Source organism: Marinospirillum sp., assembly GCF_044810985.1.
Classification (GTDB): domain Bacteria; phylum Pseudomonadota; class Gammaproteobacteria; order Pseudomonadales; family Halomonadaceae; genus Marinospirillum.
In genome coordinates this window covers 1,282,617-1,295,529 of the sequence record NZ_CP085242.1, presented here as the reverse complement: position 1 = coordinate 1,295,529, position 12,913 = coordinate 1,282,617, and the positions used below count along the sequence as shown (strand labels likewise).

The following is a 12,913-nucleotide window of genomic DNA, read 5'->3' as shown; positions in this document are numbered from 1 at the left end:
CTGTCAGGCGGTTGCTTGAACCTTAGCCTTCCAGAACACCAAAGATTTCGCTTTCGTTGAGAATCAGCAGTTCTTCACCATCGATTTTCACGGTGCTGCCGGCATAGCTGCCGAAAATCACCTTGTCACCGACTTTTACAGCCAGTGGGCGTACTTCGCCATCTGCAAAGCGGCCTTCACCGACTGCAATGATTTCGCCTTGTGATGGTTTTTCTTGGGCGCTACCGGGCAGTACGATGCCGCCGGGTGTAGTGGTTTCTTCTTCCATTCGACGAACGACTACGCGATCGTGCAGAGGACGGATTTTCATTGCTGAATGTCTCCTGGTGGTTCAACAGTAACTGGGGATAAAGCCCCATGTGCGTGTACAGGGTAAAACCTGTTTCCCGCTTTGCATAATGGGGGCTGTTGGTGGTTTTTCAAGGGCGCTTATCATCTTTTCTTTGATATTCGCCTTCCAGCACCTTGCCCTCCCGGATCTGCTCATCCTGTTGTCCGGCAAAGGGGTCATCAGGTTTTTCCCGATAAGAGGTTTCACGGTACTGGAAAGTGGTGGTGCCATGTTTGTTTTTCAAGGGCCTGATGATGAATTTTCGGGTGAAGGGCAGTAAAAAAAGCACACCCAGAAAATCCGAGATAAAGCCGGGTATAAAAAGCAGCACCCCGGCCAGGCCAACCGCAGCGGTTTCCAGGATCAGGCCCAGCGGCTCCTTGCCTTCACGCAACCGGGTTCGCAGGGTCAGTGCCAGGCGACGCCATTCCAGTTGCACCAGAAGCAGACCCAGAACCGCCGTGGTGATGATAAGCAGAAGGGTGTTCATGGCACCCGCCTGCTGACCCACCTGGATCATCAGCCAGATTTCTGCCAGGGGCCAGATCAGGATTAAAAAAAGCAGGGGCATAGATTTACCTTGGACTCAGTGTGGGTTGGCCTTTGCAGGCGATCGTGGAATTACAATGGAGTTTAACCGCCTTTACTTCAAGTGTGGACAGCAAATTTTGCTGAAAGTGACCGTTGAGTCGTGTTTTTACACTGAGTTTTGCAAAACCTATTTCGCATGTGCGAGATGATGGGTTATATTGCTAGTCAGTGGGGGTAAAAACTCTCCGCATCACCTGCTGCCAGTCCACATAAAGAACCAATAAAAGGGCGGCTCCATATTTTTTATTCGAGGTGAAGTATGCAAGTTAAAGACTCTGTAGTTGTTGTAACAGGCGGTGGACAAGGCCTGGGTCGCGCCATGGCCATCGAATTGGCATCTCAGGGTGCCAAGCTGGCTCTGCTGGATTTAAATGAAGAAAAACTTCAGGAAACGGTTGATCTGGTCAAGGAAGCCGGTAGCGAAGCTCGTTATTACTTGGTTAATGTTTCGGAAGAAGCCGCAGTCGAAACGGCTTTTGAGAAGATCGTTCAGGACTTTGGTGCCCTGGATGTACTGGTGAACAATGCCGGTATTACCCGTGACGGCCTGCTGGTCAAAGCCAAAAATGGCGAAGTGACCGGCAAGATGTCACTCAGCAACTGGCAACAGGTGATGGACGTCAACCTGACGGGTGTCTTCCTGTGTGGTCGTGAAGCGGCTGCCCAGATGATCAAGTTGGGCAGCAAGGGTGTGATTATCAACATCTCGTCCATCTCGCGTGCCGGTAACATGGGTCAGACCAACTATGCTGCAGCCAAAGCCGGTGTGGTGGCCATGACCGTGACCTGGGCCAAAGAGCTGTCCCGCTATGGTATTCGTACCGGTGCCGTGGCTCCTGGTTTTATTGCTACCGACATGGTTGCGGCCATGCCTGAAGAAGTGCTGGCTAAAATCACGGCTGGCGTGCCTCTCAAGCGCCTTGGCGAACCCGGTGAGATTGCCCACACTGTGCGCTACATCATGGAAAATGATTACTTTTCCGGCAGTGTGGTGGAGTGCAATGGTGCTCTGCGCATCTAGTCTTTCTGAAGACGCTTCCAGGCCCGCTCTCCCCTTTGAGGACAGCGGGCTTTTTTTCGGTTAAAAAATGATCAGTTCCTGAATGTCGCTGGCTGTGGCCGGGCCGATGCCGTTGACTTCCTGTACCTCTTCCAGGCTTTTGAAAGGCCCCTGACTTTTGCGCATTTCAATGATTGCCGAAGCCTTGGCTGGCCCGATTCCCGGCAGGCTGACCAGTTGCTCTTCAGTGGCCTGATTGATGTTGAGTTGCTGGCTGGCGCTGACGGCTTGCTGTTGCTCTTCATCGGTATTGGCCAAAAGCTGGCCGCTGGTTAAACCCAGGCCGATGAGTAGAGCCAGAAGAAGGGGCAGGGTTTTGAAGTTAATTCCTTGCATCCTTGGTTCCTCTTGGTTTTTTGCGGGATAAAGGGGTATCAGCTTTGCTCGCTGATGGATTCACTCTAGAAAAGAAAAAGGCAGATTCTTGTATGGAAAAAACGCCAGGCCGGTTTTTTTGATGCCACGCAATTCCAGTGAACTTGTTATAATTTCCGCTGCAAAAATTCACACCTTACGGAGAAACCTGTGACCCCGATTATTGTGGCTCTGGATGTGGCATCGGAAGCTCAGGCGTTAAGTCTGGCTGACCAACTCGACCCCCAACTCTGTCGTGTCAAAGTGGGCAAGGAGCTGTTTACCCGCTGCGGCCCCGAGATACTCAAGCAACTTCACCAGCGTGGCTTTGAAATTTTTCTGGATCTCAAGTTTCATGACATCCCCAATACCTGCGCCCAGGCGGTTCTGGCGGCGGCTGATCAGGGGGTGTGGATGGTCAATGTCCATGCCAGTGGCGGACGTAAAATGATGACAGCAGCCAGCGAGGTGCTGGTCAAAAACAACCTGCCGACTCAGTTGATTGCAGTGACGGTCTTGACCAGCATGGGTGCCGAGGATCTGGCTGAAACCGGCGTCAGCCGCAATCTTGAAGATCAGGTTTTACACCTGGCCCGCCTGGCTCAGGAGGCAGGTCTGCAGGGTGTGGTGTGTTCGGCACGCGAAGCAGAGTTTTTAACGGCTGAATTGGGCCGGGAGTTTTTGAAGGTCACACCGGGGATACGTTTGCCCAGCCATGATGTGGGTGACCAGCAGCGCATTATGACGCCCGAAGCAGCCATGCAGGCCGGCAGTACTCATCTGGTCATGGGGCGGCCCATCACCCAGGCTAAAGATCCGGGGCAGGCGCTGCAGGAAATTATTCGCCTTCTACCCCAATAATGGGCTTGATGCTGCCCCATTCCCGGCATTTGGGGCACTGCCAGTAAAGCTGGACGCTCTGAAAGCCACAGCTGGTGCATTGGTGTTCCGGTTTGTGCTCCAGCAGTTGGCGGGTCAGGTTGCGCAGAGTGATCAGGTGCGCTCTTTCCTCACCTGAAGCCTGATCCAGGTAGAGGTCAATCAGGTAGTCCACGCCCTTGAGGGAAACCTGCTGGCGCATGTGATGACTGACCTTTTCCAGGGCTTCCTGATGACGGTCCAGACTGCGCAGAGTTTCGGCCAAGTGTAGAAGAATGGAGGTGTAGCTATGCTCCCGCAGCAGCTTTTCCAGATTGTTGGCCAGTTCTCCGGGCTGCTTGAGCAGCAGGTGGGCATCCACCAGGGTTTGCAGCATGGCGGGTATATAGCTGGGGTCCTGTCCGGGGATTCTGAGTAACAGGCGGATGGCGGCCTTGGCACTACCGCTTTGCAACTCCAGCTGGGCCATCAACAGAGTGGCGCGAATGCAGGCTGCATCAAAGGCTTGGGCTTGTTTAAGCTGTTTGCGCGCTGCAGCAAAGTTGTTTTTACTGAGCAGCTCCGTGGCCAGTTCACAGGCATAGTGAGCCGCGGCCTTGTGCAGACGGGGGTTTTCCTTGAGCAGGCTGGAGGTGAGAGTGTGGATCGCTTTCTGCCATTCTTTCTCACGCTCATAAAGATCCACCAGCAAGAGTTGACTGCTGCGGCCCACCTGGGAATGGCTGTTGACCAGTTCTTCCAGCAAGCGCTCGGCTCTGTCCAGAAGTCCGGCGGCCATAAAGTCCTTGCCCAGTTCCAGTTGCACTCTCTCCGACTGTTCACGACTCAGGCTGGGGCGGGCAAACAGATTCTGGTGAACGCGCACGGCACGATCGGATTCCCCGCGGGTACGAAACAGGTTGCCCAGGGCAATGTGGGTCTCAATGGTGTCGGAGTTGACTTCCAGGGCGCGAACAAAGGTATCGATGGCTTCGTCCGGTTGTTCGTTCAGCAGGTAATTCAGGCCCACAAAATAGTCTTTGCTTAATTCCGGCAGGGTACCGGGCGGTGGTTGACGGCGAAACTTTTCGCGACGCCCCAGCCACCAGCCTGTCGCCAGGGCGAAAACCAGAAGAAAAAGCAGTAAAAAATCCGTCAGCATGATGTCAGCCAGTCAGTAAAGCGAAATTATTCAGGTGATTTAAGGCTGAGAGTGCGCAGTTGATGGAGTTCTTTTTGCTGTTGTTTGAGTTGACGCTCCAGTTTCATGCTGTGGGCCTTGCAGCCAGTCAACCAGGGCAGCAGAAGCAGCAGGCCCACCAGGGCACCGGTGATCAGACTAAGGATCAGCCACAGTGCCAGGCTGTTGTCCGGTAATTGGATGAAGAGTAAATCCAGGGGAACCTGAGCCTGATTGCGCAGTGTGAACCAGATGCCCAGAAGCAGTAAGGCAATGACCAGCAGGAAAGTGAAAAGGGATTTAATTAATCGCATAAAAGACCTCAAGGTGTAGCAGTAACACCCTGGAGAAATGGGTTCAGGGCCGTGGCCGGTCAGTGCTCAGAATTTTGCGGCTGCATTGACCTGGTCACGCAATTCTTTCCCGGGTTTAAAATGAGGCACATACTTACCACTCAGCTCAACACTGTCACCTGTTTTGGGATTGCGTCCCTGGCGTGGCTCTCGGTAATGTAACGAAAAACTGCCAAAACCGCGAACTTCAACTCGTCCACCCGTGGCCAAGCTTTCGGTTATTTGATCCAACAGCAGTTTGACTGCCGACTCCACCTGCTTGATGCTCAGCTCAGGTTTGCGCATTGCTAGCTGTTCAATGAGTTCAGACTTGGTCATGCCCTTCTCCGTGCCTGGGTTGTTGGCGCTAGGCTGGTTGTTTTTCTTTGACACTGCAAGCATAGTGGGCTTTTGTCAAATACACAATAATTGGCTTGCAAACAACTGCTTAGGAAAGGGTTGCCGGATCATTAAATGACGGTTGGTTTGCAGCCACTTTGCGCTTAGACTTGCTTCTTTTCCCTTTGGCCGCAATTCAAGAGACGACAATGACCACAAATTCAGCAATTCCCGCCCAAGAAACACCCCAGAGCCCTGAGCGCAAGCGCCTTTACTGGCACAGCCGACGCGGGATGTGGGAACTGGATCTGCTGCTGATTCCTTTTCTGGAAAAATGTTATGACCAGTTGAGTGAAGACTTGCAAGCCGACTACCGGCGCCTGATCACTCTGGAAGACCAGGATCTGTTCACCTGGCTGATGCGCCGTGAGGAAACTGAAGATCCCTCATTGCAGGCTATCGTCAATCAAATCATTGAACATGCAGAAAACGGCGATCGCAGTCAATTTAAAGGTCTCTAACTGGGGGCGGGTCTGCCTGGTCACGGTGAGCCTGCTGGTTACCCTGGCTTTGATTTTGCATCCTCAACCCTGGGTGGCCGTGCTTGTTTTGCCCCTGGCTTTTCTGACCTGGCAGCGCTGGAAAGCTGATTTTGGCGCTCAGGCACCCCGTCGTATTGAGTTTCAGGAAGGCCGCTGGTGGATTACCGATGGTCAGGGTGAATTGCACCTGCTGCCTTCTGCCATGCTGTGGCGAAGCTTCACCTGGCTGGTGTTTTATCTGCCCTGGCGTCCTTTGGGGTTGCGCAGCTGGATGCTGTGGCCAGATGCCTTGAGTTGCGAGCAAAGACGCCAGTTGCGCTCGTATCTGCGCAAACCCTGAGCGAAGCTACCATCGGGGAGGTGTCAGCAGGGTGTTTCTGGCTTCGGCAGCCGGTTCCGGGTAATCCAGAGTGAAGTGCAGTCCCCGGCTTTCCTTGCGCAGACGCGCTGATTCGATGATCAGCTCGGCCACGGTGGCCAGGTTGCGCAGTTCCAGAAGATCGCCACTGATGCGATAGTTGGAATAGTAGTCGTGGATTTCCGATTGCAGCAACTTGATGCGGTGGCTGGCTCTTTCCAGACGCTTGTTGGTGCGTACGATGCCGACATAATCCCACATGAAGCGTCGGATCTCATCCCAGTTGTGGCTGATCACCACATCTTCATCGGAGTCGGTCACCTGGCTTTCATCCCAGGGCGGTGGCTCGGGTAGCAGCCTGCTATTCAGTGTTTTCTGCAGCAGATCCTCCGCGGCCAGGCGGCCATAAACCACGCACTCAAGCAATGAATTGCTGGCCATGCGGTTGGCACCATGCAAGCCGGTAAAGGCACACTCACCAATCGCATAAAGTCCTGGAATGTCGGTTTCCCCCTTGTCATCAGTGACAACACCTCCACAGGTATAGTGAGCGGCAGGAACCACCGGCAAAGGTTTGCGGGTGATGTCGATGCCCAGCTCCAGGCAGCGTTTGTAGATGGTGGGGAAGTGGCTGCGAATGAACTCGGCGGGCTTGTGGCTGATGTCCAGACAAACGTGATCCAGCCCCAGGCGCTTCATTTCATGGTCAATGGCGCGGGCCACTATATCCCTGGGTGCCAACTCGCGGCGGGCATCAAAACGCTGCATGAAAGGCTGGCCATCCGGGAGCAGCAGTTGTGCTCCTTCTCCCCGCAAGGCTTCACTGATCAAAAAACTTTTTGCCTGGGGATGGTAGAGGCAGGTGGGGTGGAATTGATTGAACTCCAGGTTGGCGACCCGGCAACCCGCTCGCCAGGCCATGGCAATGCCATCCCCGGAGCTGCCGTCGGGGTTGGAGGTATAGAGGTAAGCCTTGCTGGCACCCCCGGTGGCCAGAATGACGGCAGGGGCCGAAAAAGCCCGAACCTTTCCGCAGCTGTTGTCCAGAGCATACACGCCCACGCAGGCCTGTTCGGCCAGCCCCAGTTTATGGCGGGTAATCAGGTCAACCGCCATGTGACCTTCAAAGACCTCAATCCTGCTCTGCTCTTTCACCCGCGCGGTCAGGGCATCAATGATCGCCATGCCGGTGGCATCATCCGCATGCAAGACCCGTCGGTGGCTGTGGCCCCCTTCCCGGGTCAGATGGTAGGCCAGGCCGGTGGCATCTTCCTGGCTGGCGGGCGTGAAGGGTACGCCCTGGTCAATCAGCCACTGAATGCTGGTGCGGCTTTCGGTGATCACCTGGTTTACGGTGTCGCGATCACAAAGACCCCCTCCGGCAATCAGGGTGTCTTCAATGTGTGCTTCCAGAGTGTCTTCAGGATCAATGACCGTGGCTATTCCACCCTGAGCCCAGCGCGTTGAACCCTCACCCATGTTGCCTTTGCTCAGCAGGGCCACGCGATACTTGGGGGCCAGGTGCAGGGCTGCGGTCATGCCGGCAGCGCCGGTGCCCAGTATAATCACATCAAATTCACGGGTGGGTAGCATCTTTGGCTCCGGAGAAAGAAAAGCCTGTTAGTATACAGCAGCTTCCTGACTTCTTGAGTCATCACTATCATGCTAAGGTATAGGCATTCTGAAGTCTAAGATTTACATGACCGGATAGGGCAGGGAAAGGCTGACCGGCAATTATTCTGGAGTACCTGATGACAAGCGCAAGGGAAACTGATCAGCGTCTGGTCGAACGTGTTCAGAAAGGCGACAAACGCGCCTTCGACCTTTTGGTAAAAAAATACCAGCATAAAATTATTGCCCTCGTCGGGCGTTATATTCAGGATCATCATGAAATGCAGGATGTAGCACAGGAAGCGTTTATCAAGGCTTATCGCGCCCTGGGAAACTTTCGTGCAGAAAGTGCTTTTTATACCTGGATGTATCGAATTGCCATCAATACGGCCAAAAATCACCTGGTTTCTAGAAGCCGTCGCCCCCCCGGTAATGATGTGGATATTGACGAGGCGGAGATTTATTCGGTTTCACCGCAGATGAAGGATTCGGATACCCCGGAAGCTAATCTGATGCGGGATGAGCTGGAAGAACGTATTTATTCGGCCATCAATGCTCTGCCGGACGATCTGAAAACGGCCATCAGCCTCCGCGAATTTGATGGTATGAGTTATGAAGAAATTGCCGAGGTCATGCAATGCCCGGTGGGCACTGTTCGCTCGCGCATTTTTCGCGCTCGTGAAGCCATTGACAAGGCCGTGGACAGCCTGATGGCCTGACGGTATTGCAATACACTTGCAAAAACATTTTAAAAATGTGGGATTTTTTTTGCCGAGCGGTAAAACCAAATCCGGGTCAGGATGTCTAGTAGATAGATGCAACTTCTGCTTTTCAGTGATAAAGAGGTAATGAGGCATGACAGAAAAACTGCACCAGTCCCTTTCATCAATTATGGATGCTGCTGGTGACGATTTGGAACTGCCGCGCCTGTTGACCGCCATGCAGGGGTCGCCGGAGCTGGAGCAGCAGTTGGGTGACAAATGGCGGCGCTATCATCTGGTGCACGGAATCCTGCAGGGTGATTTGCGTGGTGTAGGCCACCCACAGGCTGCACAGGTGGATATTTCCGCAAAAGTAATGCAGCAGCTGGAAATGGAGGCCGAGCCCTCTGCTTCTACCCGACCCAGTGTCAGCCACCGCACCGATAAAGCCCAGTGGTTTCGGGGTGGTGCTCTGGCCGCTTCGGTTGCCTTGCTGGTGATTACCGGCGTTCAGGTGTTCAATGCCAGCAAAGAGGCGGTTCAGCCCGGTGGTGTGCCTGTGGCCAATCAACAGGAGCAACCTGAACAGGAAACAACTCAGCCAGCCAACAGGGCTCGCTCTGAAAATCTCAATGGCCCGGTTTTGCAGGCCTCTTCTTCACCGCGTTCGCCTTTCACCCCTGAGGCCTTTACCGGTCGATCCCTGGTGAACTATGCCACGGGTGAACAGCTGATGCAGTCGCGTTCAGAGGCCAACGCCGACAACTTTTCTCCCGTTGAAAACCGTGTCTCACTTCAGCCTGCAGCCTCCCAATAATCTTTGACCATGGCAGCCAGCATGAACCAGGTGACTCAAGAGGCCGAAGTGATAGCCGTGGATCAAGGCCGTGCCTGGGTCAAGGCCTGTGATTCGCAGGGTTGTGCCTCCTGCGGCCTGGCCGGGGGCTGCGGCCAGGGGCTGTTATCGCGCTGGCTGAGTGCCTCACAACCGCTTCTTGAAGTGGAAAGCCAGGAGCCGCTGCAAATTGGTGACCGGGTCGAATTGGGTGTGGATGCCTCCACCTTGAATCGTGCCGCCTGGCTGCAGTTTGCCCTGCCTTTGGTCACCCTTCTGCTTGCCAGTCTGGCTGCAGAATTTCTGGGTTTTTCTGCGGTTTTACACCAATTGCTGTTTGCCTCGCTGGGGTTGACGGCTGGCTTACTGTTGGCCAGACGCTATGCCGGTCAATCCAAACCTGTTTTAATACAAAAAATACTTTCCAAGTGTGAACTGGAGTCAAGTCAATGTTGAACAAAAAATCAGCCTTTTCAGGTCTGATCCTGTTGCTGGCCATTCTATGGAGCATGAATGCTTCAGCCGCACGGGGTCTCCCTGATTTCACGGATCTGGTGGGCGAGGCCTCACCCTCTGTTGTTAATATCAGTACCACGCAAAAGGTTCAGCAGCGTTCACTCCAGGGCGGTTTTCCTCCCGGCCAGCAGGTTCCGGATATTTTCCGGCACTTTTTTGAAGAGTTTGAAGAGCAACAACCTCAACAACCACGCCAGCGTCAGCGCCAGTCCCTGGGTTCGGGTTTTATTATCTCGGAAGATGGCTACCTGCTGACCAACAACCACGTGGTTGAAAATGCTGAAGAAATCATTGTGCGCCTGAGTGACCGCCGCGAGCTGGTGGCAGAACTGATTGGCAGCGATCCCTCCACGGATCTGGCCCTGCTGAAAATTGATGCTGACGGCCTGCCGGTGGCCCGTCTGGGCGACTCGGATCAATTGCGCGTGGGTGAATGGGTGCTGGCAATCGGCTCGCCTTTTGGTTTTGAGCACTCGGTCACCGCCGGTATTGTCAGTGCCAAGGGTCGCGCCCTGCCCAACGAAACCTATGTTCCCTTCATCCAGACGGATGTGGCCATCAATCCGGGTAATTCCGGTGGCCCCCTGTTCAACCTGGACGGTGAAGTTATTGGCATCAACTCCCAGATTTACACCCGCTCGGGCGGCTTCATGGGTCTGTCTTTTGCGATTCCCATGCAGGTGGCGATGGAAGTGGCTGAGCAGTTGCGGGAAAATGGCCGCGTCAGCCGTGGCTGGCTGGGTGTTGTGATCCAGGAAGTCAATCGGGATCTGGCCGAATCCTTTGGCCTGGATCGGCCCCAGGGTGCCCTGATTGCCAATGTTGATCCTGAGGGTCCGGCGGCGGCTGGAGGTATTCAAACCGGGGATATCATTCTGGAAGTGGAAGGTGTGGACATAGAAACCTCATCCGACCTTCCTCCAGCTGTGGGCAGACTGAACCCAGGCAAAGAGGGGGAGTTTGTCATCCTGCGTGACGGGGAGCGCCTGGAGTTGCAGGTGGCTGTCGGTGAAAGGCCGGAAAACCCCAGGGCTTCATCAGGACGCCCCGAAGAAGATGAGCCTGCGGCAGCGGGTCGTCTGGGTCTGCAGGTTGAACCCCTGCCTGCCGCTATGAAGGAGCGCTGGTCTGTGGAATCAGGTGTCCAGGTGGTTTCGGTGGCCCCGGAAAGCCCAGCGGCCCAGGCGGGAATTCGCCGCGGGGATGTTCTGGTTTCTCTGGCAGGGCGGCCCGTGGAAACGCCTCGCCAACTGGCCGAGCTGGCGGCTGACTTGCCTTCCGGACAATCCCTTGCCGTGCGTCTGATTCGCCAGGGCAACCCCTTGTTTGTGGCCCTGCGCATTACGGAATAGTCTTGCTAAAGCTGTCCGAAGTTTCCCTCGGGCAGCTAATCAGGTAGACTTTATCGGTTTTCAGAGAAATTCCATCCAGGTGTCGAGCTTTCATTACCCACTCGGCACCTTCCTTTTTTTATAGACCTATTTCCAGTGCAGGTGAACGTGAGTCGTCTTGAGCATATCCGCAACTTTTCCATTATCGCCCATATAGACCATGGCAAATCCACCCTGGCTGATCGCTTTATTCAATTCTGTGAAGGTCTGACCGATCGGGAAATGAAAGAGCAGGTTCTGGACTCCATGGATCTGGAGCGCGAAAGGGGCATTACCATCAAAGCCCAGAGTGTGACCCTGGATTACAAGTCCCGCTCCGGCAAAGTCTACCAGTTGAATTTTATCGACACCCCCGGCCATGTTGACTTCTCCTATGAGGTTTCCCGCTCTCTGGAAGCCTGTGAAGGTGCCTTGCTGGTGGTGGATGCCGGTCAGGGCGTCGAAGCCCAGTCGGTGGCCAACTGCTACACCGCCATAGAGCAGGGGCTGGAGGTTGTGCCCGTCATCAACAAGATGGATCTGCCGCAAGCCGACCCGGAAAAAGTTGCCGAGGAAATTGAAAGCGTTATCGGTATTGAAGCCACGGATGCCGTGCGCTGCTCCGCAAAAAGCGGTCTGGGCATTGAAGAGGTTCTGGAGCGACTGGTTGAGCAGATCCCACCGCCTGAAGGCGATCCGGATGGCCCCCTGCAGGTGCTGATTGCCGACTCCTGGTTTGATAACTACCTGGGTGTGGTTTCTCTGGTGCGGATTAAAAACGGTACCCTAAAGAAGGGTGACAGGATTCTGATGAAATCCACGGGCAAGCAGTGGGATGCCAACAGCGTGGGCATTTTCACCCCCAAGCGTGTGGAAAAACAGGAGCTTCGGGCCGGTGAAGTCGGCTTTCTGGTTTCCGGTATCAAGGAGATTCATGGGGCACCGGTGGGCGATACCATCACCCATGCCAAAACACCGGATGTTGCCAGTCTGCCCGGTTTCAAGAAGGTCAAGCCCCAGGTTTATGCCGGTCTTTTCCCGGTTTCCGCCGATGATTTTGAAGACTTTCGGGATGCCTTGGACAAGCTGTCCCTGAATGATGCCTCCCTGTTTTTTGAACCGGACAGCTCGGATGCCCTGGGTTTTGGTTTTCGCTGTGGCTTCCTGGGCATGCTGCACATGGAGATCGTCCAGGAACGCCTGGAGCGTGAATACAACCTGGATCTGTTGACCACCGCACCCACGGTTGTTTATGAAATCCTGATGAAGAACGGGGATGTGATTTATGTGGACAACCCCACTCGCCTGCCCGACCCGGCCAACATCCAGGAAATGCGCGAGCCGATTGCCCGCTGCAGTATTCTGACCCCCCAGGAAATGGTGGGCCCGGTGATTACCCTGTGTACCGAAAAACGTGGTATGCAGAAGGACATGCTGTATCTGGGTAACCAGGTGCAGCTGACCTATGACATTCCCATGGCGGAAGTAGTACTGGATTTCTTTGATCGCTTGAAATCAGCTTCCCGGGGTTTTGCTTCCCTGGAATACAGCTTTGATCGTTTTGAAGCCGCCAAGCTGGCGCGCCTGGATATTTTGATCAACGGCGAAAAAGTGGATGCCTTGGCGTTGATTGTTCATCGTGATCTGGCTCACGGCAAGGGGCGTTCCCTGGTTGAGAAAATGAAAGAGCTGATTCCCCGCCAAATGTTTGATGTTGCCATTCAGGCCGCCCTGGGTGGACAAATCGTGGCACGTTCAACCGTAAAAGCCTTGCGCAAAAATGTTCTGGCCAAGTGTTATGGCGGTGATGCCAGCCGTAAAAAGAAACTTCTGGAAAAACAAAAAGCCGGTAAAAAACGCATGAAACAGGTGGGCCGTGTGGAAATTCCGCAGGATGCCTTTCTGGCGGTTTTGCAGGTGGATAACTAGGAAACA

The 12,913-nt window shown here is 54.4% G+C and carries 16 protein-coding genes; 9 read left to right on the top strand and 7 right to left on the bottom strand.

The window, feature by feature from the left end:
• Window positions 1-22 precede the first annotated feature (22 nt).
• Both LG323_RS06230 and LG323_RS06225 read right to left on the bottom strand, forming a co-directional pair.
• A complete protein-coding gene (locus LG323_RS06230; protein ID WP_310696054.1) occupies window positions 23-310 on the bottom strand; it encodes a co-chaperone GroES in 288 nt (95 codons plus the stop codon).
• A gap of 109 nt (window positions 311-419) precedes the next feature.
• Entirely contained in the window at window positions 420-902 is a 483-nt protein-coding gene (locus LG323_RS06225) for an FxsA family protein (protein WP_404419883.1), read from the bottom strand.
• Between the two features lie 279 nt (window positions 903-1,181).
• Between LG323_RS06225 and LG323_RS06220 the strand changes: the two genes are divergently transcribed.
• Entirely contained in the window at window positions 1,182-1,943 is a 762-nt protein-coding gene (locus LG323_RS06220; protein WP_310696050.1) for an SDR family oxidoreductase, read from the top strand.
• A 60-nt stretch (window positions 1,944-2,003) separates the two neighbouring features.
• On the opposite strand, the gene LG323_RS06215 is transcribed toward LG323_RS06220, so the two are convergent.
• A complete protein-coding gene (locus tag LG323_RS06215; RefSeq protein WP_404419882.1) occupies window positions 2,004-2,318 on the bottom strand; it encodes a ComEA family DNA-binding protein in 315 nt (104 codons plus the stop codon).
• A gap of 189 nt (window positions 2,319-2,507) precedes the next feature.
• Here LG323_RS06215 and pyrF point away from each other — a divergent pair, with 189 nt between their 5' ends.
• Complete coding sequence (gene pyrF / locus LG323_RS06210; protein WP_404419881.1) at window positions 2,508-3,197, top strand: orotidine-5'-phosphate decarboxylase; 690 nt, start codon at window positions 2,508-2,510, stop codon at window positions 3,195-3,197.
• Here the strand turns inward: pyrF and lapB are convergent.
• From lapB to LG323_RS06195, 3 genes are all read right to left on the bottom strand, one after another.
• Window positions 3,175-4,356 (bottom strand): lipopolysaccharide assembly protein LapB, encoded by a 1,182-nt coding sequence (gene lapB / locus LG323_RS06205; RefSeq protein ID WP_310696047.1) that lies wholly within the window; start codon window positions 4,354-4,356, stop codon window positions 3,175-3,177. The genes pyrF and lapB overlap by 23 nt on opposite strands.
• 26 nt (window positions 4,357-4,382) lie before the next feature.
• A complete protein-coding gene (locus tag LG323_RS06200; RefSeq protein ID WP_310696046.1) occupies window positions 4,383-4,688 on the bottom strand; it encodes a lipopolysaccharide assembly protein LapA domain-containing protein in 306 nt (101 codons plus the stop codon).
• 66 nt (window positions 4,689-4,754) lie between these two features.
• On the bottom strand, window positions 4,755-5,045 hold the full coding sequence (locus LG323_RS06195; RefSeq protein ID WP_404419880.1) for an integration host factor subunit beta: 291 nt from the start codon (window positions 5,043-5,045) through the stop codon (window positions 4,755-4,757).
• Window positions 5,046-5,254: 209 nt separating this feature from the next.
• Between LG323_RS06195 and LG323_RS06190 the strand changes: the two genes are divergently transcribed.
• Complete coding sequence (locus tag LG323_RS06190; protein WP_404419879.1) at window positions 5,255-5,566, top strand: succinate dehydrogenase assembly factor 2; 312 nt, start codon at window positions 5,255-5,257, stop codon at window positions 5,564-5,566.
• A 25-nt stretch (window positions 5,567-5,591) separates the two neighbouring features.
• Window positions 5,592-5,927 (top strand): hypothetical protein, encoded by a 336-nt coding sequence (locus LG323_RS06185; RefSeq protein ID WP_404419878.1) that lies wholly within the window; start codon window positions 5,592-5,594, stop codon window positions 5,925-5,927.
• A 6-nt stretch (window positions 5,928-5,933) separates the two neighbouring features.
• Here LG323_RS06185 and nadB read toward each other — a convergent pair whose 3' ends face one another.
• A complete protein-coding gene (gene nadB, locus LG323_RS06180) occupies window positions 5,934-7,538 on the bottom strand; it encodes an L-aspartate oxidase (RefSeq protein WP_404419877.1) in 1,605 nt (534 codons plus the stop codon).
• Window positions 7,539-7,696: 158 nt separating this feature from the next.
• On the opposite strand from nadB, the gene rpoE reads away from it, so the two are divergent.
• The 5 genes from rpoE (at window position 7,697) to lepA (ending at window position 12,907) form a co-directional block, all read left to right on the top strand.
• Window positions 7,697-8,275: an RNA polymerase sigma factor RpoE gene (gene rpoE, locus LG323_RS06175; protein WP_310696040.1), complete on the top strand. Its 579-nt coding sequence runs from the start codon at window positions 7,697-7,699 to the stop codon at window positions 8,273-8,275.
• A 136-nt stretch (window positions 8,276-8,411) separates the two neighbouring features.
• Window positions 8,412-9,074, top strand: a complete 663-nt coding sequence (locus tag LG323_RS06170) for a sigma-E factor negative regulatory protein (protein ID WP_404419876.1) — start codon at window positions 8,412-8,414, stop codon at window positions 9,072-9,074.
• Window positions 9,075-9,095: 21 nt separating this feature from the next.
• Window positions 9,096-9,548: a SoxR reducing system RseC family protein gene (locus LG323_RS06165; RefSeq protein ID WP_404419875.1), complete on the top strand. Its 453-nt coding sequence runs from the start codon at window positions 9,096-9,098 to the stop codon at window positions 9,546-9,548.
• Window positions 9,542-10,960 carry a DegQ family serine endoprotease gene (locus tag LG323_RS06160; protein ID WP_404419874.1) on the top strand — a complete coding sequence of 473 codons (1,419 nt, stop codon included), beginning with the start codon at window positions 9,542-9,544 and terminating at the stop codon, window positions 10,958-10,960. The genes LG323_RS06165 and LG323_RS06160 overlap by 7 nt, the downstream gene beginning before the upstream one ends.
• Before the next feature lie 147 nt (window positions 10,961-11,107).
• Window positions 11,108-12,907, top strand: coding sequence for a translation elongation factor 4 (gene lepA / locus LG323_RS06155; protein ID WP_404419873.1), 1,800 nt, complete (start codon window positions 11,108-11,110; stop codon window positions 12,905-12,907).
• The last annotated feature ends 6 nt before the right edge of the window (window positions 12,908-12,913 follow it).